This is a genomic window from Rhizobium acidisoli, from assembly GCF_002531755.2.
Classification (GTDB): domain Bacteria; phylum Pseudomonadota; class Alphaproteobacteria; order Rhizobiales; family Rhizobiaceae; genus Rhizobium; species Rhizobium acidisoli.
The window spans coordinates 2,736,459-2,757,057 of record NZ_CP034998.1 but is presented as its reverse complement, the minus strand read 5'-3'; the positions used below and the strand labels follow the sequence as shown (position 1 = coordinate 2,757,057).

General features: G+C 59.0%; 28 protein-coding genes and 1 tRNA gene. 18 read left to right on the top strand and 11 right to left on the bottom strand.

Annotation, left to right across the window (positions count from 1 at the left end; all coding sequences use genetic code 11):
* Positions 1–211: 211 nt before the first annotated feature.
* The 13 genes from CO657_RS13655 (at position 212) to CO657_RS13600 (ending at position 10,758) form a co-directional block, all read left to right on the top strand.
* Positions 212–1,240 (top strand): hypothetical protein, encoded by a 1,029-nt coding sequence (locus tag CO657_RS13655; protein ID WP_054182622.1) that lies wholly within the window; start codon positions 212–214, stop codon positions 1,238–1,240.
* Positions 1,241–1,386: 146 nt separating this feature from the next.
* Positions 1,387–1,560 carry a hypothetical protein gene (locus CO657_RS36740; RefSeq protein ID WP_156339780.1) on the top strand — a complete coding sequence of 58 codons (174 nt, stop codon included), beginning with the start codon at positions 1,387–1,389 and terminating at the stop codon, positions 1,558–1,560.
* A gap of 268 nt (positions 1,561–1,828) precedes the next feature.
* Positions 1,829–2,068 (top strand): hypothetical protein, encoded by a 240-nt coding sequence (locus CO657_RS13650; RefSeq protein ID WP_054182623.1) that lies wholly within the window; start codon positions 1,829–1,831, stop codon positions 2,066–2,068.
* Between the two features lie 190 nt (positions 2,069–2,258).
* Complete coding sequence (locus CO657_RS13645; RefSeq protein ID WP_054182624.1) at positions 2,259–2,762, top strand: hypothetical protein; 504 nt, start codon at positions 2,259–2,261, stop codon at positions 2,760–2,762.
* A gap of 2 nt (positions 2,763–2,764) precedes the next feature.
* Positions 2,765–3,331, top strand: coding sequence for a hypothetical protein (locus tag CO657_RS13640; protein WP_197283879.1), 567 nt, complete (start codon positions 2,765–2,767; stop codon positions 3,329–3,331).
* A complete protein-coding gene (locus tag CO657_RS13635) occupies positions 3,328–5,754 on the top strand; it encodes a hypothetical protein (protein ID WP_054182625.1) in 2,427 nt (808 codons plus the stop codon). Before CO657_RS13640 ends, CO657_RS13635 begins: the two co-directional genes overlap by 4 nt.
* 116 nt (positions 5,755–5,870) lie before the next feature.
* On the top strand, positions 5,871–7,178 hold the full coding sequence (locus CO657_RS13630) for a V-type ATP synthase subunit E family protein (protein ID WP_054182626.1): 1,308 nt from the start codon (positions 5,871–5,873) through the stop codon (positions 7,176–7,178).
* Between the two features lie 49 nt (positions 7,179–7,227).
* Positions 7,228–8,679 (top strand): hypothetical protein, encoded by a 1,452-nt coding sequence (locus tag CO657_RS13625; protein WP_054182627.1) that lies wholly within the window; start codon positions 7,228–7,230, stop codon positions 8,677–8,679.
* A complete protein-coding gene (locus CO657_RS13620) occupies positions 8,679–9,032 on the top strand; it encodes a hypothetical protein (RefSeq protein WP_054182628.1) in 354 nt (117 codons plus the stop codon). The genes CO657_RS13625 and CO657_RS13620 overlap by 1 nt, the downstream gene beginning before the upstream one ends.
* Positions 9,033–9,044: 12 nt before the next feature.
* Complete coding sequence (locus tag CO657_RS13615; protein WP_054182629.1) at positions 9,045–9,236, top strand: hypothetical protein; 192 nt, start codon at positions 9,045–9,047, stop codon at positions 9,234–9,236.
* Positions 9,237–9,310: 74 nt separating this feature from the next.
* The gene (locus CO657_RS13610; RefSeq protein WP_054182630.1) at positions 9,311–9,961 is read left to right on the top strand and encodes a hypothetical protein; all 651 of its coding nucleotides are present in this window, start codon (positions 9,311–9,313) and stop codon (positions 9,959–9,961) included.
* A gap of 3 nt (positions 9,962–9,964) precedes the next feature.
* A complete protein-coding gene (locus tag CO657_RS13605; protein ID WP_063856432.1) occupies positions 9,965–10,477 on the top strand; it encodes a helix-turn-helix transcriptional regulator in 513 nt (170 codons plus the stop codon).
* Positions 10,474–10,758: a winged helix-turn-helix domain-containing protein gene (locus CO657_RS13600; RefSeq protein WP_342585708.1), complete on the top strand. Its 285-nt coding sequence runs from the start codon at positions 10,474–10,476 to the stop codon at positions 10,756–10,758. Before CO657_RS13605 ends, CO657_RS13600 begins: the two co-directional genes overlap by 4 nt.
* A 3-nt stretch (positions 10,759–10,761) precedes the next feature.
* Here CO657_RS13600 and CO657_RS13595 read toward each other — a convergent pair whose 3' ends face one another.
* The 3 genes from CO657_RS13595 to CO657_RS13585 form a co-directional block, all read right to left on the bottom strand.
* Positions 10,762–11,175, bottom strand: a complete 414-nt coding sequence (locus tag CO657_RS13595) for a hypothetical protein (protein ID WP_063856433.1) — start codon at positions 11,173–11,175, stop codon at positions 10,762–10,764.
* The gene (locus CO657_RS13590; protein WP_054182632.1) at positions 11,162–11,647 is read right to left on the bottom strand and encodes a Panacea domain-containing protein; all 486 of its coding nucleotides are present in this window, start codon (positions 11,645–11,647) and stop codon (positions 11,162–11,164) included. Before CO657_RS13590 ends, CO657_RS13595 begins: the two co-directional genes overlap by 14 nt.
* A 69-nt stretch (positions 11,648–11,716) precedes the next feature.
* Positions 11,717–12,253, bottom strand: coding sequence for a hypothetical protein (locus tag CO657_RS13585; protein WP_054182633.1), 537 nt, complete (start codon positions 12,251–12,253; stop codon positions 11,717–11,719).
* A 332-nt stretch (positions 12,254–12,585) separates the two neighbouring features.
* Here CO657_RS13585 and CO657_RS13575 point away from each other — a divergent pair, with 332 nt between their 5' ends.
* Positions 12,586–13,179, top strand: coding sequence for a hypothetical protein (locus CO657_RS13575; protein ID WP_054182635.1), 594 nt, complete (start codon positions 12,586–12,588; stop codon positions 13,177–13,179).
* 5 nt (positions 13,180–13,184) lie between these two features.
* On the opposite strand, the gene CO657_RS13570 is transcribed toward CO657_RS13575, so the two are convergent.
* Together CO657_RS13570 and CO657_RS13565 are read right to left on the bottom strand one after the other, a co-directional pair.
* Complete coding sequence (locus CO657_RS13570; protein WP_054182636.1) at positions 13,185–14,096, bottom strand: hypothetical protein; 912 nt, start codon at positions 14,094–14,096, stop codon at positions 13,185–13,187.
* A gap of 220 nt (positions 14,097–14,316) precedes the next feature.
* Positions 14,317–14,392: transfer RNA gene (locus CO657_RS13565), tRNA-Ile, on the bottom strand.
* A 221-nt stretch (positions 14,393–14,613) separates the two neighbouring features.
* Between CO657_RS13565 and CO657_RS13560 the strand changes: the two genes are divergently transcribed.
* Positions 14,614–14,982, top strand: coding sequence for a response regulator (locus CO657_RS13560; protein WP_012558426.1), 369 nt, complete (start codon positions 14,614–14,616; stop codon positions 14,980–14,982).
* 119 nt (positions 14,983–15,101) lie between these two features.
* On the opposite strand, the gene CO657_RS13555 is transcribed toward CO657_RS13560, so the two are convergent.
* From CO657_RS13555 to CO657_RS13545, 3 genes are all read right to left on the bottom strand, one after another.
* On the bottom strand, positions 15,102–15,293 hold the full coding sequence (locus CO657_RS13555) for a hypothetical protein (RefSeq protein WP_003593249.1): 192 nt from the start codon (positions 15,291–15,293) through the stop codon (positions 15,102–15,104).
* Positions 15,290–15,955, bottom strand: coding sequence for an acyl-homoserine-lactone synthase (locus CO657_RS13550; RefSeq protein ID WP_054182637.1), 666 nt, complete (start codon positions 15,953–15,955; stop codon positions 15,290–15,292). The genes CO657_RS13555 and CO657_RS13550 overlap by 4 nt, the downstream gene beginning before the upstream one ends.
* Before the next feature lie 144 nt (positions 15,956–16,099).
* On the bottom strand, positions 16,100–16,825 hold the full coding sequence (locus CO657_RS13545; protein ID WP_054182638.1) for a LuxR family transcriptional regulator: 726 nt from the start codon (positions 16,823–16,825) through the stop codon (positions 16,100–16,102).
* Positions 16,826–16,949: 124 nt separating this feature from the next.
* On the opposite strand from CO657_RS13545, the gene CO657_RS13540 reads away from it, so the two are divergent.
* Entirely contained in the window at positions 16,950–17,144 is a 195-nt protein-coding gene (locus CO657_RS13540) for a hypothetical protein (protein WP_003593254.1), read from the top strand.
* A 994-nt stretch (positions 17,145–18,138) separates the two neighbouring features.
* Here the strand turns inward: CO657_RS13540 and CO657_RS13535 are convergent.
* From CO657_RS13535 to CO657_RS13525, 3 genes are all read right to left on the bottom strand, one after another.
* Positions 18,139–18,435 carry a GIY-YIG nuclease family protein gene (locus tag CO657_RS13535; protein WP_012558423.1) on the bottom strand — a complete coding sequence of 99 codons (297 nt, stop codon included), beginning with the start codon at positions 18,433–18,435 and terminating at the stop codon, positions 18,139–18,141.
* Positions 18,436–18,809: 374 nt separating this feature from the next.
* Complete coding sequence (locus CO657_RS13530; protein ID WP_054182639.1) at positions 18,810–19,049, bottom strand: DUF2934 domain-containing protein; 240 nt, start codon at positions 19,047–19,049, stop codon at positions 18,810–18,812.
* A 19-nt stretch (positions 19,050–19,068) separates the two neighbouring features.
* Positions 19,069–19,293 carry a hypothetical protein gene (locus CO657_RS13525; protein ID WP_054182640.1) on the bottom strand — a complete coding sequence of 75 codons (225 nt, stop codon included), beginning with the start codon at positions 19,291–19,293 and terminating at the stop codon, positions 19,069–19,071.
* Between the two features lie 362 nt (positions 19,294–19,655).
* Here CO657_RS13525 and CO657_RS13520 point away from each other — a divergent pair, with 362 nt between their 5' ends.
* Together CO657_RS13520 and CO657_RS13515 are read left to right on the top strand one after the other, a co-directional pair.
* The gene (locus CO657_RS13520) at positions 19,656–20,039 is read left to right on the top strand and encodes a BRA0787 family protein (RefSeq protein WP_003593258.1); all 384 of its coding nucleotides are present in this window, start codon (positions 19,656–19,658) and stop codon (positions 20,037–20,039) included.
* 115 nt (positions 20,040–20,154) lie between these two features.
* Positions 20,155–20,568, top strand: a complete 414-nt coding sequence (locus CO657_RS13515; protein ID WP_054182641.1) for a DUF4174 domain-containing protein — start codon at positions 20,155–20,157, stop codon at positions 20,566–20,568.
* Positions 20,569–20,599 lie beyond the last annotated feature (31 nt).

The window sequence follows — 20,599 nt, the reverse complement described above, 5'->3', positions numbered from 1 at the left end:
AGCACGTTCAAGGCGGGTTGCCGATTGATGGCTCGCCAAGGCGCCCGCGCCCGTCGCGGGCCGATCTCCGACTGGAAACCAGCAATCTACTGGACGCCGCGACGTTGATCACCCGCGTGTTCCATTGCTCGCGTTGCCGGCTCCAATTTCATGCTCGGCAAGCGATCGTGCCGACCGACCCGATGCTGTGCATCCGCTGCGGGAGGCCGGTATGACGACTGAGGCGCCGGAAAAGGTGCCGGTTTCTGAACGGTTTTTCGCGATAGACCGCAATGTCTGGGCTCGCGTTTGCGATCTGGGTCTCAATGAGGCGGTCTCTTATGTCGTGATCGCGGCCGGAACCGGGAAGAGCCACACCGTGTCGAATTGGTCGGCCGAGGCGATCGAGAAGCGCACCGGCATGCATCATACTCGTGCGAAAGACGCTATCGGTAGGCTTGTCGAGCACGGGCTTATGACAGTCACGCCGAAGGGCAAATTGCGCCGATATGACCTGAACATAAGCGAGGAGCCGGCCTTTATTTGGCTGCCACTTTCTATTGTCGAAGGGATTGCCGGCCAGAGGTCTCCTCTTAAACTCCTCCGAAAGGCTCAATGTATCAGCGCTGTTCGGCTGTTCATTGACCTCTACTTCTTCCACGATCTCGCGGGAAATGGCGGCTGTGAATGGAGGCGGGGCATTGGTATCAGGATCCCGTTCGAACGGCGCTCAGAAGGCAGTCAGGGTTGTCACAATGTGTGGAGTTTTTCTCCGCAGCTGCGGCCCGATGGCGGCATCAAAATAGAAACTTGGGAACAAGCTGAATTTGTTTTCCCAGACATCTTTCAAGGGTTTTCAATTCTCCAGCGAGCGGGCTTGATCGAGTTCGTGGAGCATCTGGTTGATAGCGACACAAGAGAGGGCGAAATCATTCATCCGCTACCGATTGGGGATAAGGGTGAGCCCGGCGAGAGAGCGATCACGAGAGCTGCCTGCGCCGCTGGCTGGAAGATGGCTCCTTCGTGGACGCCAGCAAGACCTGAAACCGTCATCGTGCCGGTTGAGGCGATAGCCCAAAATGTCCAGCTCATCGGCATAGCTCGCCTGCTGTTCAAGCCGCATGTGAAGCAGACGAAAGCTTGGATCGCGCAATCCTCAGAGTGGGCAAACCTCGCGTGCGGTTTCATGGATCTGGCTTCCGGTATCAAGAGGGCGACGAATTCCGGTATCAAGGATATCTCAAGGAAGGATCAAGGATAGTTCAAGGAGGGATCAAGTTCTTGCTCCCCGTTACTATCACGCGCTCATTGCCGCGCAGCTAGTCCTCATTGCCGGACCGGCTAGTCCGACCTTCGTTCGGCCACCGATTTTCGAATAAACAACTCTCAAGCGATGGAGAAAACGAAATGACCAGATTTGAAGATTGCTTTCCACCCGACATCGTGAGGGCGGTCTATTCCCGTCTCGAGCGCAAGGAGACGAGCAGGGATGACGAACAGCGACCAGTCAGCAGCAACGTGATCTCCTTCCATGAATACCGTCGTAAGGCGATGGTTGAAGAGCATCAGGTGGTGTCTTAAGCGGGCAGGGGAGCGAGCCCCAGCATTTCGCGAGAGCGGCCGTGGATGCATCGTGAATGACCAAGCGGTTGTTAGCCGTGTGGTCAATGTGTCGATTTCTCTTGAATGTCGTTGAAATATAAGGGATATGAAGAGTCGCGTGGTGCAATGAAACGGCGTCGATACTGCTTCTGGGCAACGCCAGGGCAACGTGAGGCGCCGTTTCAGCTACGATTTTGCCGGAGCGATGGCCGGAGAGACCGAGAAAACTACAACCGGAGCCTCTCAAATGCTGCCCAAAGTGCCCGCATATCATCGTAATGGTGACGTCGCCGATCTTCCCGAAATCGATGCGAAAGCCGCCGCGACCAATCACCCCGACGAATGGTCTCTTGAGCCGTGGAGCGCCGGGCAACGGCGTGCCTACGACCTGCAGAAGGCGGAAGAGCGCCAGGCGGCATCGGCAGCCGTGAGAGAGCGCGCCGCCGATCAGGTGAATGGGAAACTGCTCATCCGGTCGCCGGGTTAGCCATCGTGTCGCTTGCTGTGGCGGACTGGTGTCCGTCGAGCGGCCCCCACCCCCTTCTTCCTGTCATCGCTCCACAGCGAGGGGGGTGGGGGCAAAACTCGGCGGTAAATTCCCAGTTCCACCCTCACACGCGCCTCGCACTATCCGGAAGACCCGGCTTGAATTTTTTCACCATCACGAGGAATTCCCGATGCCCCTATCGAACCCTTCGCCCCTCCCGTCGGTCCTGCCGCACCGGGCGGTTCCGCTCGATGTTGCCACGGCCTTTGCGGTAAGCCCGCAGACGCTGACCGCCAGTGGCTACGTGAACAGCCAGCAGGCTCAGGTCGATATCGGCAACGGCTTGTGGGAGGGCCGGCTCACGCTCGAATTGTCCGCCCTCGATCTTTCGTCGAATGATGAGACATATCGGCTGATGCTACTCGGCTCGAACGACGCGGCGTTTGGGAACGGCAACGTGGACATTCTGGCGACCCAGGACTTCGCCGCGGCGTCGGCCGGCCGACTGCTGCCGACGGTGGCGCCGGCTTCGAGCTCCGTTCCGCCGGCGGGCCGGCAGTCCGGCCGCTTCGTGGTGCCGGTGACGAATTTGCGCGGGCAGTTCCTGTTCCGCTATTTGCAGCTCTATGCGCTGCTTGGGGGCACCACTCCCTCGATCACGTTGTCGGCCTGGCTGGCAGCGGATGAGGGCTGACGATGGCGGCGCGGCACGATCAAAACCCATTAGCATTGCTGAAGGCTCAGGAGTTGAGGGCTCCGAAGCCGAAGCCGAACCACGGTTTGACGCCGCGCATCCGCAAAGCCGTCGACTTCATGGTTTTCGGACATCCGGAGCGGCCCGGCGAAAACTTGACCGGCCAGCAGGTTGCCGGACTTGTTGGGCTGACCTGGCGCACGCTACGCGAGGCATTGGCGAAGCCGGTGGTCAAACGATATTTCAACGACTGCTATAACTCGCTGCGCGAGGCGGAGAAGCCAGCGAGTGTGCGCGTCGCGGCCAACGTCCGTGATGATAAGACCCTCAACGGAAACGCCGCCGGCCGGCGAACGCAGCTCGAGGCTGCGAAGCTCCTTCTTCATGAGCCTGCAAACACTTCTGTGCAGGTGAACCAGCAGTTCAACACGATTACCGGGCAGCCGATCGTGCCGGGCTACACCATCGATCTCCGCAAGGATAAGTCGAGGCTGGGCGTCCAGCGCGGCGCTGCGCTTGTCGACGATGGCCCGGTGATTGATCACAATTCAACGGAAGGTGTTTCATGAGCATACAGAATTGCCTCGCGCGTCTCGTCCAGGCAAACCGGATCAGCCAGAAGGCGGCGGATGACGCCCTCGCGCTGCACGAAGGCATTCAGGGCCGGCTCTATCCGTCGATGGGGCCCGCCTCTGCTGACGCAGCCGGCGCGCTCGAGGCGGCCCGGGTGATGATGCAGGCGGCGCAAGAGCGGAAGCTGATGGCGGCGAAGATGGCAATTCGCCAATCTGAAATCCGGCAGCGGATGGAGCTTCACAGCAAGGGTAAGGTTTCGGGTCTCTTTTCTGCTCTGACACGCGATATCTGGGACGACCCAAACTTACCGGACCGGATCAACGTCGAATCCCACGGTGAGGCGATCACCAAGGAACTGATGAAACGAGCCTATGGCTTGGTCGAGGCCTACGGATCGAAGCACGCGGGATTGAGCCAGGACACCGTATCTGTCTGGAACGTCGTCGATGAGCTCTATGGCGTCGACACCGGTGACGATGTTGCCAAGGCGGCGGCGAAGGGTTGGCAGGACGCTGTGACCTATGCCGTCGATCGCATAAAGCGTGAGGGCAAGCCGCTCTCTGTGAAAGATGACTGGCGCCTGCCGCAGTTCTGGGACACCGCACGCGTGCGTCAGTTCAGCCAAGCAGAATTCACCAACGACCTTATGGCTGAGTATCAGGCGGGCAATATGCGTGTGCTTGACACCGCCGGCAATGGCGAGGCGCCCGTTGCCGCTGTCCCTGGTATCATCGCCAACGCCCATCGTGATATCAGTCTCGGAATGGGTCAGGGAGCCGGAGGCGGCTTCGCGAGCCAGCTTCGAGTGTTCAATTTCGAAAACCCGGACACCTACAAGCGGCTCATGCAGAAGTATGGCGCCGGGTCCGGTGGGCTTCACAAGATGCTCGTCGGCCACCTGTCGTCGATGTCCCGCGAGATCGCATTCACCGAAGTTTTCGGGCCGAACTACGACGCGACATTCAAGAAGCTGCTCGTCGAGGCGCGCGAGGACGACATCGCCCGTCGCATCAACGAGACCAAGGGCCAGAAGGTCAAGAACATCGTCGTCCGTCCTATCAACTCGCCTGCGGCGCTCGATCGCGCATACCGATACATGACGGGCCAGCTCGGCATCGTCGAGAGCGATACCATGGCTGGGTTCTTCGGTGCGCTGCGCAATATCCAGACCGGCGCCCGGCTCGGCAGCGCGATTGTGTCTGCGATCCCTGGGGACAGCGTGACCGCCGCGCTCGCCTCAAATGCCAACGGCATTCCTGCAGTCGCAGTGCTGGCTCGTGCCGCTCGCGATCTGGTCGGGGATAAAGAGTCCGAGGCGATTGCCCGGCAACTCAATCTCACCGCTCACGCCGTGATGGATTCGGCACTCGGAGCGAAGCGGTTCGAAGATGACATCCTCGGCCCCAACATCACCGGCCGCATCGCGGAAACCGTTATCCGGGCTCAGGGACTTCAGGCATGGACGGAAGGTCTCAAGCGTGCGTTCTCGATGGAATTCATGGGGCTGGCGGCTCGTCAGGCCGAACATCAATTTGACGCGCTAGACCCGACGTTCCGTGGATTCCTGCAGCGATATGGTTTCACGCCGGCGCAATGGGACAGCCTGCGCTCAACACCTCAGCTCGAACATGATGGCGCCCGCTTCTTCGATGTGTCGGCGGTGGAAGATCGCCGGCTGGGCGATCGGCTAATGTCTGCGATCCTCGACGAACGTCAGTTCGCCGTCATCGAGCCGAATGCCCGGATCAAGGCGATCACCACCGGTGGGTTGCCGCGCGGCACGCTCTGGGGCGAACTCGCGCGATCGACGATGATGTTCAAGTCCTTCTCGATGTCGATCATGGCAACCCATATGCTGCGAGCGGCGACGCAGGGAACCGTCGGGCAGCGTGCGACACGTCTCGGCGGGTTCGTGCTGTTGTCGACGATCGCTGGCGCCGTGACAGCCCAGATGCAGACGATCATCGCGGGCAAAGATCCGCAGCCGATGGATACCCCGCAATTCTGGGGTCAGGCGCTGATCCGTGGTGGTGGTCTGGGGATGTACGGCGACCTTGTCTATTCCGGCCGCACGCGCGGCGGCGAAGGGCTCGGCGAGCTGTTCGGTGGTCCGGTGTTAGGCGGACTTGTCAGCGGAGCTGGGTTCGTTCTGGGCGGCGAGAAGGTGACCGGCAAAAACCTTGCGCAGTATGTGAAGGGTTGGACCCCTGGCTCCACACTCTGGTATGCGCGCACTGCTGCGGACCGGCTGATTTTCGATCAGATCCAGACGCTGGTCGATCCGAACTATCGAGCCTCATTCGCCCGCTACGAGCGTCGGATCACGAAAGAATTCGGCCAGTCGTTCTGGTGGGCGCCCGGTGATGGGCTGCCCAAGCGTGCTCCGGATTTTGGGAACGCCGCGACCAAGCGCTAATAGTCGTCCATCTGCAGCAAAACCATGTGCACAGGCTCGACCGTTGTCTCGACGGATCAATCGTCGCGTGCAATTCTCGCGCGATTCTTTGTTGTTGCCGCACTCATGGAGGTTTGATGGGCCAGCATCAGATTACCGTTCACAAGGTATCAGACCAGCTATTACTCAATTTCTTCAAGGAAGCCGCCGAAGCGATCGGCTCCACCACGATTTCGGTAAATGTAGTCGGCAATACACAGCCTATTCAGATGAATTGGAGCGAGCAAGCTTGGTCGATTCAGAAAGAATTTAGTTGGCTCCTCAAATCGGACGATTACTCGATTGAGTATGTTTCGACAGCAAGACCCGGAATCCAGGTGAACGGTGACCGCCGGACGTTTTCAGGGAATGTTCTCTACGACCAGTTGACAATAAGTAGCGACGTCAACCAGACCGGTGGGCAGCCTCCGCTGTCTGGCGATCGCATCCAATTACTCAACGATCTGGTGTCGACATATCTGATGGCGAACCTGAGCGCAGCCTCACTTGCCTTCAACAGCCCACAGACCGTTCAAAGCCTACTCAAATCTCACCAAACGATGGTAACGAGACTTGAAGGAATGGTCGTGGATATCGGAGAGCGGGCAACACGCGCGCGGATCGAGCTCGATGAAGAGTTTAACGCGCGCAAGAGTGAGCTGGAACGTCAGTTCGCTGAGCGGCAGACCGACGCTCAGCGCACTATTGAAGAGCAGAAGCGGATACTCAACGAACAAGACGAAGAGCTCCGCACACGCGCGAAACTCCTTGATGACCGTAACAACACTCATGCCCGCCGCGCGTTGCATGAGCAGTTAAAAAATCGTCTCGCGGACCGCTTTAAGAATCTTGATCTGACGCCTCAAACGAAGTCCTCCCGCACTCCAATCCATACGGCTGTCGTTCTCGCATCGATCATCCTTGGGATCCTGATTGCCGCATTTACCTATGAAGCGATCACTATATTGGGAAGCGCGGAGAGCACGTTATCTGAGCGGTTACTCGTCATCGCCAAATCAGCGACTGCCTCGCTGGGATTTCTCGGAATCATCACTTGGTATTTGAGATGGCTGAACAGGTGGTTCGAGCGTCTGGCAGATGCCGAATTCCAGTTGAAGCAATTTGAGTTGGATATCAATCGAGCGCAGTGGGTCGTTGAAACCGCATTCGAGTGGAAGATCACCCAGAACGCGCCAATACCGGATCCCTTGCTCGAGAACATATCCCGTAACCTATTCTCGAAATCGGAGAAGGACGAGAATGCTGACATGCATCCTGCAGATTTTCTTGCGTCTGCGATCCTCGGCCGTGCTTCCGCAGTCAATCTGAAGATTCCTGGCGGCGGCGAAATCTCACTGGATAACCGAGGCATTCGGAAGTTGCAGAACGGAGGGGCAGCCGAGTAATAGAGCCAGTGCTTTGTGGCTGGAAAAGATGCCGGGGATACTCCCCGGCATGAGCACGGCCACGCCCGACGATCGCATCTCGACCTATAACCCTGTCGTCGCGACCACGCAGTTCGCGGCGGGTTTCCCAGTTTTTGACAATGCAGATATCGGCGTCACGGTCGATGGCGTCGAGCGCTTCGATTTCACCGTTACCGCGACCTATACCGCCGGGATCTCGACCGACGCGAAAGCTGTTTTCTCGCCCGGCATCGTCGGCGACGTTGTTGTGTTCGGCAAGCGAGCACCTCGCCGATCCTCTCGCTTTATAAACGGCAGCCCGCTATCAATCCCGGATCAAAACCTGGCGCTCGATACTCTCGAAGCCGAGGCGCAGGAAGCCGCGCGTGAAAACCGCCGCGCGCACAAAGCTCCCTATGGCGAGGAAGGCGGCGTGTTTACCGCATCAGATGTGGGGAACGCGCAAGCCAATGCGGCGAGTGCTGCGGCATCGGCTGCTCTGGCGGCGAAGTGGGCGGAGAACGGTGACCTCGATGTCACGCCTGGAAAACGCGCCTCTGAATATTGGGCCCGCAAGGCGCAGGAATGGGCTATCGGTGGTGTTGCCGGCGTCGGCTCATTCAACAGCCGCACCGGGCCGGTCACGGCACAGAGCGGCGATTATTCGTCAGCTCAGATTTCCCGAGGCGGCGGCAGCGTCGAAACTGCGCTCGCTGCGATCGAGGCCGACATCACGGCCACCAAGGGATTGCTGCTTTCCGGTATCGAAGACCTTCTCTTAAGCAACAACTCCGGCAATCCAAACACCCATATCGATATCGGAACGGGCAAGGCGCGCGTCGGATCTGTGGTTGTCGCCAACCTGGCAACGCTGACCAAGCGCATCAACGCCACTTGGGTTGCCGGCAGCGGAAACGGCGGTCTCGACACCGGTGCCGTCGCGGCAAACGGCACCTATTTCCTTTATGCGCTGCGCAAGGTTTCCGATGGGAGCTTTGAGGCTGTCTTCTCAACCTCGGCAACGATCGCCGGCGTCAATGTCTCGCTGCTGGCTGGTTATACCATCGTGAAATGCATCGGCGTGGTGCTCACCAACGCGAGTTCGGTTATCCGGCCTTTCATCATGTACCCGCGGGATGAATATGCCTTTGTTGGGCCAATCGCAGAGGTCACCAACACCACTATTACGACGACCTCGGCACTGCTGGCGATCACTGTGCCGAACGGGGTGAGGGTCAAGGCAAACTTGCGGTTTATGTTTTCATCTAGCGCAACGACTGCTTCCGCTCTTTTCTCTGACCCGGCACAAGGGGTTCTCGTTGCCGGTGGCAACAATGAGGGCGGCAACGTTGGAACTATACAAGTAGCGAGCGGCTTCGCATGCGGGAGCGACGAAATCTGGACTAACACCAGCAAGCAAATCCGCCGAGTGTCTGGCGCCACTGGCAATATGTGGGTTTGGAACGATGGTTTCCATTTCCCATGCGGGAGGAACGCATAATGCCTTATGTATCTCGATCAAACGGCGCCATCGATGGCGTGTTCGAGCAGCTGCAGGAGGGCCTTGCAGAAGAATTCCTGCCCGACACCAATTCTGCCGTCGTCGCGTTCCTCGACGCCCCGCCAAAGGTGTCGTCGGTGTCGGCTCGCCAATTTCGGCTGATGCTGCGGCGTGCCGGCCTGCTCGACCAGGTGAAGGCATGGGTAGCGCAGCAGGATGGCGAAACCCAAGATGCCTTCGAATACAGCGGTACCTTCGTCAAAGACAGTCCGATGATGACCGCCGGCTTTGCGGCAATGGGCTTCACCTCGCCGCAGATCGACGCCTTCTTTTCGGCCGCGGCAAAACTCTAACGGATATCAGACATGACCGAGAAACTCGCAGCGCTGCAGAAACGTGAGTCGTCAATCCAAGCCGAAGTCGATGCACTGGTGGCGGCGGACGTCGAGGCGGTAACCGCTGGCGCCGAACCGGCGAACAGTGACAAGATCCTTCGGCTCACCCAGGATATCAACATCATCAGCACTGCACGCGAGCGCCTCCGCTCCGCCGACTGACCTGTGCTTTGTCTGCCGATGGCAACTCATGGCAACTGATGCCCGGTCTCAACATCGCACGTCAGAGGAAAAAAATGCAGTCGAAGCGCGAACGCCATCAAGCCCTTCTCAAGAGCAGGGAAGCCCTCATTGAAAACCTTGCCGGCCTGCGGGCTGAGCAGTCCATCGCCCTGATCGACGGGATGGAGTTTACCCGTGGCGCCGACATCCGCGCGCTCACGGATGACCTCCAGGCGCTCGACGCGGCGATCGATGTTGCATCGGCCGCTGCGGATGCGGAAGAGGAGCGGCAGCGAGCCACTTCAAACGTCGAGCGCCGGCAGCAGGACCTTCAACAGTTCGATGGGAACTCCGAGCGCTGGCTGACGATCGTCGCTCATATCGAAGCTGCCGTCGGTTCCGTTGTTGCATGGCTAGCCGAGCTTCACACCCTTGCTTCTGAAATGGAATCCTTCGCCCTGCCGGTGAGTGGCGAGCGAGTGCTTCCGTCCCTCAACCATCAGAACATCGGGATCCGAATGTCGGAGCGCATAGCCCGCGCACTTGCACCCCTCGATCCTGCATCAGTCGGCGCGTTCGGCATCATCCGCTGGCAGCCGCAACCGGGTCGGAAAGAGGATTGGGTCGCTGAAGAGCGCGCGCAACTCGATGGCCTCATCGGTCATCTCCGGCGCGTGAGCGAGCAATACATCGCTGAGCAGTCAGCGATTGCGAAGGAGGAATAGAGCATGCCAGCGATGGGCAGCCCTTATCTCGATAGCCAGGAAGTTTGCGAGCGGTATCGGATCTCGGAGCGGACGCTTCACCGGTGGGCGCGCAACAAGTCCTTGGAATTCCCTCAGCCGTTCCGGATTAACCGACGGTTCTACTTCAAGCTGGGCGAGCTCGACGCGTGGGATGCGAAGCAAGGCGCCCCCGCTGAGGCTCCGGAGACGGCAAAGGGCATGCCGATCGTGTCCGAGGTGATCAGAACCTACGGCGACTTCGTGAAGGCCATGACTGCGCGACGCGCCGAACTGAATATGACCGCCATCGAGCTCGACGCCAGATCGGGAATGCAGGAAGGTTACTCGAACAAGCTTGAGCACTGGCAGAAATCCGTCCATGGCCGCGGCATGGGCGCCGACACCTTCCCGCTGTGGCTGGGCGGTCTTCGTGTCGGGATCATCCTCGTCGATCTGCCTCGACGCCCCTACGTCAAACGCAAGGCTCGGCGGGTTGACGATGCTGCAGCAGCATGAATGATGACCCCGCCAACGAGCGGGGTTTTCTTATGGCAAGATCAGATACTCTTTTCATCACAGACGGCGAGCTCTCCAGGCGCCTCGGCCTTACGCTCGACCAGTTGAAGATCGCGCTCCCGGGCGCGATGAAGGCCGGCTTTCCGGCGCCGGATGAACTGTTTGCCAACCGTCGCTATTGGCCGGCGTGCGTTGCCTGGCTGGATCGTCGCTACGGCCTTCGCGCGGATGGCGCCGGCGGGCCGTATGTGCCAGATGGTCAAGAGAACTGGAACAACTGAGCTTCAGCCGTGCTTATATGCGGTGAACTTGTGGTCTAAGAGGAGGATGTGGAAGGTGCGTCCGTCTCGATAGCCGATCATGGCTTTTTTGCCATTGAACCGAAGCACCAGAAACGTGACGTCCTCCGTCACCGACGCTGGTAAAGGTGCCTTAATGCTTCCCCGCTCCATCTTTTCCGTGCCAAGCCCGTGCCGGTGGGCGGACTTGATATCTCTCCACGACAAACGAGATAGTGCGAAAAGCTGCCGAGCAAGGGCGGCTTGATCGTCATTCTGGCAGCAATTCACGCTGTAGCCCGTATCAGCAACCATCATCTCGAAAGAAAAGATCGGCGGTTGCGCATCTGTGTTTTCACTGGTAGCGGCGCCCAGACGAGCCTTAAATGGGCTTTTCGAGTCCTTCCTATCGGGCTTCATGATAGGATTTCACGTAATCCTGGTCGATCTCGCTCATGAAGAATTCTTTGAGTTCGGCAGTGGTGATGACCTTGTTATCGCGCGCGAACGCGGCTTTCCAAGGCGCCTCATCGTGCGTCATATTGCGAAGCTTCCAAGCGGAATACTGACCATAAAAGTCATAGACATTATCGAGCACCATGCGGTCGCGAGCTTCAATCTGGTCCGTGTTGAAATCCTCAACAGGGGGTATTGCATCAGCTCCAAGGTGTTTGAAGCGGCCGTACTGAGCCGGAACAACAGGGCCATGTGTCCATGCTTCGATACGGTCAGAGAAAAGCGGCCGCCCATCGTCCTGGCGTACTGCGGCCATAATGCCGGCGCCGTAATAGCACAGCTTCTGCAGCTTCAGATTGGAGAGAATATCCCCGACATCTGGATTTGCGCGAGACCGAAAGAAGTCCGCGATGACGTTAGATTGATAGATTTGCATTCTTCACCCCTAGAACGCGATTGTGGTCATCGTATAGCGCGAGTCTTTCGAAACGAATAATCACATTATCTACTGAGACAGGCGACAATCCCATTTTTGCCTCTTATCTTCATAGCTGAGCCTGATACGATTTCGCTCATCGAACCATTCCCCGAAGCTCCTGACGCGCCTATCGTTCATGAGCATGTACGGCTTGAACAGGTCGGCGATCGACTGGCGTTCCAAGCTCAGGGCCTTCACACCGTCCCATTTTTCTTTCACTAGTCGAGGGTGGTCTTCGGAGATTGTTTCCATCTCCGCCTCTGCCGTCTCGATCTTGATGATCACAGCCAAAAGCTCGTCGAGACGCCCGGCAACCTCGGCGCCGAAAAGAAACTGTGACTCTCGCCAAGCCTCGAACATGTTCTTGAAAGCGGCGGTGCCCTTCGATCCGCCATGCGCGGCTATGAGAACGAGTGAGGCTTGAACGTTCTGATACACGGCATAACGCTTTTCGAAGAGATCAAGGTTAAGTTTCGACCTCGCTGTGCGCCACTGTTGAAATGAAATCCAGGCGACCGCCAAGGCAATCGTTGGGGTTAGAAGCGCGGCCAGGACCTCAATCATCGCTTCAGCCTCACGCCGATCCCACCGTCTACCGTGGCACCATCAGCCAGGAAGCTTATGCCGGCTGCATCGAATGCCTCAGTTATGGCTGCGATCGTCCGCTCCTGCGCAGAAAGGGCGCCAGGCTGCCCCTCCAATCGTTTGATCGAAGGCAGTGACACCCTTGATGCCTCTGCCAGATCCTTTTGCTCCCACCGAAGGAGAGCGCGTGCTGCACGTATTTGCTCACTTGTGATCATAAAAGTGTTCCAAAATGATACTTGGGGTATTGAATATTCCTGTGGTATCATATAATACGTAAGGTATCGAATAACACAAGATGGAGAAGTGAAATGCCGAACACATCAGTTCCGGCCGCCGCCGAAGGTGCGCCTATATTCCAGGATCCACTTCTGATCCTCATTCGCGAGTACCGGCTCGCTCTCGCCGACTTCGAGCGGAACCATCCTCGCGAAGATGTTGCAGGGGCGGATGCTTACGCCGATGCGACGTACGGGCCCTTCCTTGCTCGGCTGCAACAGTGGTGTGGGCCGGCAACCAGTATGGAAGGCGCCATCGAAGCCCTTCGGCTATGTATGGAAGATGAGTTTGCCATCAGAAGGACGGACACCGTTGACCGGATGGTAGCCGCAGCTCTCGCATTCTTAGAGAAGCAGGCGACACGGCATGGTGACCAAGCCAAGCAGCCGATGACGTACGGAGACCTGGAGAACCCGATCTGTGAATTGGTCAGTATGGCGCGTGTCGCCGAAGAACTTCTCGACCAGGTGTTCGAAGCGGCGCCACCAAAAGGGGGTTTCATTACGGTGAGCCTCAATCGAGATCAGATCGACGCATATTCGTTCGCTTACAAAAACGTCTTGGATCGAGCGATCGACCTTAAGCAGGCCTTCTATGCGGCTGCCTATGCTCGCCATTGGTCATGAGCGAGCTATTCGATCACCTCAATTAGCTCGGCTATTCGCTTATCGGTCACGACGATCGAACTGTTAACGGCGTGTCGAAAGCGGAAGACGGCGCGCCGCTCCGCCTCTCCCTCGAAGGATTTGGGCTTACAAAAAACAGAAGGAAGCTCCGCCAGTTTAAGTAACTCCTCGGAGTGCTTATCAAATAGGGTAACCAACCCTTTTGGATCCAGGTTCCCATCGTCCTTGCCAATAATAAGATCGGCGATTTCGGAAGCGATGGCCGTCTCATGAGAGTAGACTTTGACGTCTGAGTACTGAACATCCTTCAGTTCGTAATCTACTACATCCAGGTGACGAGCTATGACTTGCAAAAGAGCGTGGGTATCGGGAAAACGAACAAGCCTCTCTCCAAATTTCCCCTTCATTTCAGCTCGATTCTCGGATGGGCTTGCACCAGTGAAGCACATCACGCCGCAGTTCACACCCGCCCCAGCCGCAAAGTAAGCAGCCGTCCGTCCGTCGTGGAGGTAAAAGGCTCCGAGACCCTCTTGTTCATCTCGGGCGAATGCATTCTCCATCTGTCGATATACTGACACCGGCGAAATCTGCGCTCGGCCCGCCAGCCAGTGCGAGAGCGCGGTGTCGGACATGTACTTGTAGACGGCGCCAGTGTCGTAAGACTGCGGCACGTCCATGATTCTCGAGCGGCTTTTCCAATCCTCGAATCGCCGATTGAGCTCTTCCTCCGACAGTTCCGGCAACCCTGCGTTTTCCTCTTCCAGTGATAAAAGGTAATCCTTCAATGCGGCCCCGATCGTGACAAGTTGCTCATCCGTCAGGCCCTCTTTGAATATGGCGATGTTGTTGATCGTTATCTGTTGTCCATCCTTGGTGAGCCGCCATCCGCTGAAAGGGAGATATTCGTATTCGGTCATTCAAGCACTCTACTGCTGGAAGCTTCGTCAATGTGTTTGAGCAGGCAGTCTATGAGATTCCGCGCAATCAACAACGCGAATCCCACGCTCTCAAAAAATTCTGGACCTGGTGTCAAAATCCCGGTTCGCGCGGGCGGACTAAAGTTGCCCCAAATGTTGCCCGGAAATGCGAAAGGGCTTAGCCGACCAATGAAAGTATCGACTAAGCCATTGAAATCTTTGGTGGGCCCGGAGGGACTCGAACCCCCAACCAAGCGGTTATGAGCCGCCGGCTCTAACCATTGAGCTACAGGCCCTTGACGCCGATGGTGGGCGCCTTGGCGCCGGAGACCGGCACCGTGATGCCGGGGCAATGGTTCCCGCAGCATCGGTTCGCTCTAACGCAAATTGCAGGGAGCCACAAGCGCAGAGCGCAAGCATCTGTGGACGATGCATATTTCATCGGTTCCTGCACTGGAACCTTCTCGCGCGGACGACAATTACAGAGATTGGATTCGATGAAAGAGGGCGATCGCAGATGGTGGCGTTGAACAGTGCCGTGGTGCTTATCGTCGAGGATGAGCCGCTGATCCGGTTCAATGTCCTCGATGTGCTTGAAGAGGTCGGCCATGTGGCGCTGGAGGCGGCGAATGCCGACGAGGCGATGGTGGTGCTGAAGGGCCGGCAGGATGTCGATATCCTGTTCACCGACGTCAATATGGCGGGTACGATGGACGGGATCCAGCTTGCCAAGCGGGTGAGGGCGATGCGGCCGAATATCGGCATCATCATCACCTCGGGCATGGTGCGGCTCGACCCCATGGCGCTGCCCGCCAACACCGCCTTCCTGCCGAAACCCTATATGCACGACGCGCTGATCTCGACGATCGATTCCCTGATGACGTGACGGCAATCCCCTGATGACATGAAGGGGCGCGCAGCCGCAAAACGGGGACAGGTTTTGCGGCTGCGCGCGAGGCGCCGGGAGACATGCTCGTCTTCAGGCGTGCGGAGGGGGTCGCGCCCTCAGCTGAAGCTGCTCTTCAGCGCCTCGTTCTCGTGATGAGCCTTCTTCTCGTAGATCGTGAACAGCGCCATCGAGAGGAGATAGGAGAGGAAGGGATCCCCGATCTGCGTGGCGATGTCGCGGGAGGCGAGCACGTGGCGCTCCAGGGCGCCGATATCTTTCTGTATTGCGGTTTCAGCGAGGCGGTTCATGCTGCCATCTCCAGGAATTGGGTCACGACCGAGCGGGCCGGAACATGTCTGATATAGAGGGGTAGGGTCAGGCCGAGGGCGGTGCGCATCTTGCGCAGCACGCGGTCAGACACTTCGAAGGCGCCGCAGCAGACGGGGTATTTGCCGTAGCCGTCTGCGCGGCCGAGTTCTTCCACTTCGGCGCCTGCGCGCTTGTAGACGCGCTTGAGATAGGGCTCGTAGTTGGAAATCATCGTATGAATGCCGTGATCGAGCGCGCATTCGCAAAGCGCAAGCAGCATCATCGAAAAGGCGCGGCCGGCATCGATCTGGGGGAAATCCCTGGCGATCGCCTCTTCGTCGATGCACATGCGCGTGCCCTCCCAGATGCCCGGCGCGATGAGATCGGCGGCATCCGGAAACGTCTCACGGAAGACATCGTAGAGAAGGGTCGGGCCGGTCGTCGGCATCAGGCGCATGCCGCCGTAAAGACGTGTGCGGCTGTCGTTACACCAGACGAGGTAGGCAGGAGCCAGCGCATCGTAGCTGTCGCGTTCGTAAGGGCCGATGACGGGAACGTCCCAGCCGAGCGTATCGGCGAACACCTTCTTGCGCAGGCGAAACATCTGGTCGAGTACGGCAGCGTATTTCTGATACTCATGTGCCTGAATGATAACGAACATTTTGCCCTCCAGCGTTTACAAGTTCGTGGAGAGCAGAATGGTTCAGGCAGGCCCGATCGGAAATTCCCTCAGATGGGCCCCCTCAGATGAGGGGATTAGCCCAAAAGTATGACGACCGACGTCACGAGATGCGCCGGCCGAAGACTATGGATTGATGATGCGCAATTGCACGGCCCGCGAGGCGGCGGCCGAGATCGTGGCGCAGCCGAGCTTGAAGCGGGCAGTCTTCAGATAATCGCGCGTGGTGTGCTCTGATATGCCGAGGATGACCGAGATATCCTTGTAATCCTTGCCGAGTGCCGTCCAGTGCAGGCACTCGATCTCGCGCGGCGACAGGGCCGGCACGGGGTCGTTCTCGCCATGCAGCTCGTAGACGGCCTTGCGATGGATCAGATGGGCGATTTCGATCCATTCGTTGCGGCAGCGGCGGACAAGCTCGGTCCATTCCTCGACCGGGATGCGGGCATTCACCGACAGCAGCGCGCGGCGCTGTGCCTTGTCGGCGACCGGAATGGAGTAGCCGTTGCCGCCGATGCCGTGCTTCTGGGCGTCGACCAGCATGGCATAGGCCTCGGGCGTCGGCTCGACCTCGCTCCAGTCGAAAGGCAGCTGGCGCTCGAAGCCCTGTTTGACGATCGGGTCGACCTTCACATAGCTGTTCAGCAGGTAGCGGGAGACCCAGGCATCCGGATAGGTGGTGCGCACGAAGGGCGAATCGATCTTGCTGGCGATCGTCTGGGCGAGATGGTAGGTGACGAAATCGAGGCCATATTCCGCCTGCAGAATGCGGATGGCCGCATCCACATTGGCCGCCGCCTTGATCTGTTCGAAGGCGGGTTCGAACTTATCGCTATAGGTATTCTCGATCATTTCCACTGCCCCAATTCCCTCAATCCTACCGTGAGGACCGTCACAAATACAAGGCATCCCCACATATGCGGGGAATGACAATCCCGGCGCCGCCTGCTAGCGCCTTTCCACGAGGAGACCTCATATGGACAGCAAGCGACCCTTCGAGATTGCCGAATGCCAACAGGCCGCCAAGGGCCTGAAATCCAGCTGGCAGGACATGGCAGGCTCCGAAGCGCTGATCCGCGCGCTCGTTGCCGAACGCAACGGCGACACCCCGCTGGCACTGTTCTGGACCGAGGTCCACAGGGCGCTTAGCGTTGATAATAACGTTTTCTGACACGGCCCGCCCCGGCGGGGCTTTCAGGCTTTTCCCGATATTATAGCACCGACCGGGACATCGGGATCGGCCACGACGAGATGAAATCCGCGTCCTGCGACCGACCACGTTTTCATTCTCATCCGTTTCCGATTTTGCGAAGAAAGTGTCGAGCGGCAATGTCACGGGCCGGCAGACGGAAAGCCGGTACTCCATGGGTTTGTGCCAATATGCTTGATGAATGGTTTCCAGCGGCGGCGCTGGTGTCTCAGGAAACGGCTAGACTGTGCCATTGCTGACGCTCCTCTTCTCTCCACCTCATCCTGAGGTGCCCCGTAGGGGCCTCGAAGGACGAGGTGGCCACCGCTATCTCCTCCGGCAATGGGGGCTGAGGCTATCACCCGCCCCCGTCCTTCGAGGCTCCGGCCTTTGGCCTACGCACCTCAGGATGAGGGCTGATCGTGGTGCCGTGTGGCTGGTGGCGGATGTTATACCGTATGGCTTGGAGGCGATCGATGTGTCGGGTCGCGGTGTGGGAGATCTGGGTGCCGTGCCATGCGGAGCGCGCTATTGGCTTGCCCCTCCGCTCTCCGGTGCCACAAGCGGGACCCTCTCTCCGACCTCATCCTGAGGTGCCCCACAGGGGCCTCGAAGGACGGGGTCGGCCACCGGTGTCTCCTCGGTAAATGGATGGAGCGGTAGGCGCCCATCACCCGCCCCCGTCCTTCGAGGCTTCGGCCGTTGGCCTACGCACCTCAGGATGAGGGCTGATCGGTGTGCCGTGTGGCTGGTGGCTGATCGTTTGCCGTATGACTGGGGAGCGATTGGTGTGCCGGGCGGCTGGTGGGAGATCGGGTGCCGTGCCATGCGGAGCGGCTGAGCGGCACCGGATAATCTGACCGTTGGCTGCCGTTCCGCTCTCCAGTGAGCCACAAGCCGCACCCTCTGTCCGACCTCATCCTGAGGTGCCCCGCAGGGGCCTCGAAGGACGGGTCGGCCACCCGGCCACCCGCGATCACTCCACCTCGATCGGCCCGCGCTTCGACAACTCCGGTAAGGCCTCGTAGTCCAGGGCAATCAACGCCTCCTTCTTGCGGCGTGACCAACCCTTGATCTGGCGCTCGCGGGCGATGGCGTCGATGATGCGGTCGTAGGTTTCGGTGAAGACGAGTTCGACGGGAAGGCGCTTGGCGGTGTAGCCGTCATAGGTGCCGGCATTGTGCTCCCAGACACGCGCCTCGATCTCCTGCTTGGTCAGCCCGGTAGAATAAGAGCCGTCGCTGCAGCGGAGGATGTAGACGGTGACTTCCATGGCAGGAGGCTAGCATGGGGAGCGAGCGGGCGGCAATTGTGCAGCGCTGGAGCGTTCCAGCCACCCGCCCTCGTGGTTCGAGACGGCCCTGCAGGCCTCCTCACCATGAGGGCTAGTTGTTGTGCCGCGTGGCTGGTGGGCTGAGCGGTGGGCCGTGTTTTGCAATTGGGCTCCGACGTGCCGTTCCACTCTGTGATGAGGCAAGCCGAGCCTTCTCTCCGCCATGAGGGCTAGTTATTGAGCCCAGCGGCTAGGTTATCGGCGTCACGGCACTCCGCTCTCTGCTGAGCCACAAGCCGCAACCTCCCTCCGCCCTCATCCTGAGGTGCCGCGCAGAGGCCTCGAAGGACGAGGCCGGCCACCCGAGATTGGGATTACCCAACCTTCGTCGAAGGGTTGAGCCAATCCTGGAGCGGCAGTTCGGGCCGTGGCTGTTTCGGGCGGAATTTCACCAGCACCTCGCGGCCGTCGACAGAGGCTTGCGTGCGTTCCAGGGCGTTGCGCTCGGCCACTGCCTGGCGCCAGTGCTCGTCACCGCGCCCGTCGGGACGGCCCTGTTCTTCCCAGATCGCGTAAGCTCTTTTGCTGATCCATTCGTGGCGTCTGTCGCTCATCTATCTATTCCATTCGGTGTTATTCGGCAATCCTGTCCTGCTGAACCGGCCCGTCGTGTCGAACCGGCAGGCGCCGCTTGGCAGCCATCAGCAGGTCGAGTTCGATCGAGGAGGGCCCAAAACGGGTGAAAAGACTTTCGGCCTGCTCGCCGCCAAGACCATATTTGGAAGCGAATTCATCAAGGCTGTAGGGGCGGCCGCGCAGGATTCTGCTTCGGCGCTCCGGTTCATGGATTTGCGTCATTGGTGATTACCCCAGACTGTTTTTCGAAGTGTGAGAACAAAACAAATTACAGCGGCAAAAGTTCCGTGAATTTGCAGGGTTTTTTCGCCCCGTCGTGCCATTGCGGGGCGATTTGCAGCCGCTGGCATGGATTTTCAGGAAGGGGCGTGGCTTTAGAAAATTTCCACTAAAACACGCAGGAAAATCAGCGCGTTATGGAATTGGCTTCCGCGTGGGCGCAGAATTGGGCTTTACCCCAGCGCGTTACTCTATAGAATCAATAGTGTTATTCGGTTCGCAGGGGCAGCAAAACCTGCCATTCCCCGCGTTGGCGCGACCGAGACCGGAGGACTTTGGCCTCAACCCATCAAGAGGAGACAGACATGATGAATGCCCTGCCGCCACTTCATGACGGCCACGCGCCGTTTACCCTCCAGCAGCTGTTCCGCGAAGCGCTTTACGCCTTCGAGGAATGGGACAGCGAATTGACCGAACCGATCGTAACCTACGAAGGACGGGTCATCCCCATCGGCTTTGTTTTCGAAGCCATGCGCGAATGCACCGACATCGTGCCGATGAACATTGTCGGCGCCGTCACCGAGCGGCTGACCAAGCCGTGGGAGGGCGAAGGCCCGCTCGACCAGATGACCTTCTCGACGGCGGCGCGCGTCATGCGCGTGCTGGTGCGCAAGCGCCTGCTTGCCAACGGCACGGTCGATCTCGTCGCCGTTTCGGCCCACGCGGCCGAAGATCAGAACCGCGACTGACAGGATGAGGATCGCGGCCCTGGCTGCGATCCTTTTCCGCTTCTCGGCGGAACCTCGCCCATTGCCAGCCGTTTACTGGCATGCCCGCCGCCAGTGCGGGTGAGGAATAAGCACCATGCTGAAATCCATCGTTCATGAAATCATCGGCACGCCGCGGCGTGAGCCGGAACTTCCGCAGTCGCTTGAGCAGTTTCGCGACAGGAAGCGGGTGCTGATCATCTTTGCTGATGCCCAGGACGATCGCGCCGTCATCCAGGACGAATGGCTGCGGAACGCGCATATGCGTCTCATCGAGGAAGACGTCGAGGTTTTCATCATCGCCGGCGGCGGCGCTTTCTCGCTGTTCGACGACGGCTCCGACCTCGATGCCGACGATGTCAGAGAGCGGCTGCAGGGCCCGCCATCCGGCGAGTTCGGGCTGATCCTGATCGGGCGCGACGGGACGGTCAAGCTGCGCTCCACCGAGCCGAGGACTGCCGAGGATATCTTCGCGGCCTTCGAGATGCTGCCGAAGCAGACGCCTTGGTAGGCGTGTCGGATTGCGCTTGACGGACGGCGGG

Bases quoted from the DNA above. Each gene is read 5' to 3' on its own strand.
- CO657_RS13655 (WP_054182622.1), top strand. From the start codon at position 212: ATGACGACTGAGGCGCCGGAAAAGGTGCCGGTTTCTGAACGGTTTTTC.
- CO657_RS36740 (WP_156339780.1), top strand. From the start codon at position 1,387: ATGACCAGATTTGAAGATTGCTTTCCACCCGACATCGTGAGGGCGGTC.
- CO657_RS13650 (WP_054182623.1), top strand. From the start codon at position 1,829: ATGCTGCCCAAAGTGCCCGCATATCATCGTAATGGTGACGTCGCCGAT.
- CO657_RS13645 (WP_054182624.1), top strand. From the start codon at position 2,259: ATGCCCCTATCGAACCCTTCGCCCCTCCCGTCGGTCCTGCCGCACCGG.
- CO657_RS13640 (WP_197283879.1), top strand. From the start codon at position 2,765: ATGGCGGCGCGGCACGATCAAAACCCATTAGCATTGCTGAAGGCTCAG.
- CO657_RS13635 (WP_054182625.1), top strand. From the start codon at position 3,328: ATGAGCATACAGAATTGCCTCGCGCGTCTCGTCCAGGCAAACCGGATC.
- CO657_RS13630 (WP_054182626.1), top strand. From the start codon at position 5,871: ATGGGCCAGCATCAGATTACCGTTCACAAGGTATCAGACCAGCTATTA.
- CO657_RS13625 (WP_054182627.1), top strand. From the start codon at position 7,228: ATGAGCACGGCCACGCCCGACGATCGCATCTCGACCTATAACCCTGTC.
- CO657_RS13620 (WP_054182628.1), top strand. From the start codon at position 8,679: ATGCCTTATGTATCTCGATCAAACGGCGCCATCGATGGCGTGTTCGAG.
- CO657_RS13615 (WP_054182629.1), top strand. From the start codon at position 9,045: ATGACCGAGAAACTCGCAGCGCTGCAGAAACGTGAGTCGTCAATCCAA.
- CO657_RS13610 (WP_054182630.1), top strand. From the start codon at position 9,311: ATGCAGTCGAAGCGCGAACGCCATCAAGCCCTTCTCAAGAGCAGGGAA.
- CO657_RS13605 (WP_063856432.1), top strand. From the start codon at position 9,965: ATGCCAGCGATGGGCAGCCCTTATCTCGATAGCCAGGAAGTTTGCGAG.
- CO657_RS13600 (WP_342585708.1), top strand. From the start codon at position 10,474: ATGAATGATGACCCCGCCAACGAGCGGGGTTTTCTTATGGCAAGATCA.
- CO657_RS13595 (WP_063856433.1), bottom strand. From the start codon at position 11,175: ATGAAGCCCGATAGGAAGGACTCGAAAAGCCCATTTAAGGCTCGTCTG.
- CO657_RS13590 (WP_054182632.1), bottom strand. From the start codon at position 11,647: ATGCAAATCTATCAATCTAACGTCATCGCGGACTTCTTTCGGTCTCGC.
- CO657_RS13585 (WP_054182633.1), bottom strand. From the start codon at position 12,253: ATGATTGAGGTCCTGGCCGCGCTTCTAACCCCAACGATTGCCTTGGCG.
- CO657_RS13575 (WP_054182635.1), top strand. From the start codon at position 12,586: ATGCCGAACACATCAGTTCCGGCCGCCGCCGAAGGTGCGCCTATATTC.
- CO657_RS13570 (WP_054182636.1), bottom strand. From the start codon at position 14,096: ATGACCGAATACGAATATCTCCCTTTCAGCGGATGGCGGCTCACCAAG.
- CO657_RS13560 (WP_012558426.1), top strand. From the start codon at position 14,614: ATGGTGGCGTTGAACAGTGCCGTGGTGCTTATCGTCGAGGATGAGCCG.
- CO657_RS13555 (WP_003593249.1), bottom strand. From the start codon at position 15,293: ATGAACCGCCTCGCTGAAACCGCAATACAGAAAGATATCGGCGCCCTG.
- CO657_RS13550 (WP_054182637.1), bottom strand. From the start codon at position 15,955: ATGTTCGTTATCATTCAGGCACATGAGTATCAGAAATACGCTGCCGTA.
- CO657_RS13545 (WP_054182638.1), bottom strand. From the start codon at position 16,825: ATGATCGAGAATACCTATAGCGATAAGTTCGAACCCGCCTTCGAACAG.
- CO657_RS13540 (WP_003593254.1), top strand. From the start codon at position 16,950: ATGGACAGCAAGCGACCCTTCGAGATTGCCGAATGCCAACAGGCCGCC.
- CO657_RS13535 (WP_012558423.1), bottom strand. From the start codon at position 18,435: ATGGAAGTCACCGTCTACATCCTCCGCTGCAGCGACGGCTCTTATTCT.
- CO657_RS13530 (WP_054182639.1), bottom strand. From the start codon at position 19,049: ATGAGCGACAGACGCCACGAATGGATCAGCAAAAGAGCTTACGCGATC.
- CO657_RS13525 (WP_054182640.1), bottom strand. From the start codon at position 19,293: ATGACGCAAATCCATGAACCGGAGCGCCGAAGCAGAATCCTGCGCGGC.
- CO657_RS13520 (WP_003593258.1), top strand. From the start codon at position 19,656: ATGATGAATGCCCTGCCGCCACTTCATGACGGCCACGCGCCGTTTACC.
- CO657_RS13515 (WP_054182641.1), top strand. From the start codon at position 20,155: ATGCTGAAATCCATCGTTCATGAAATCATCGGCACGCCGCGGCGTGAG.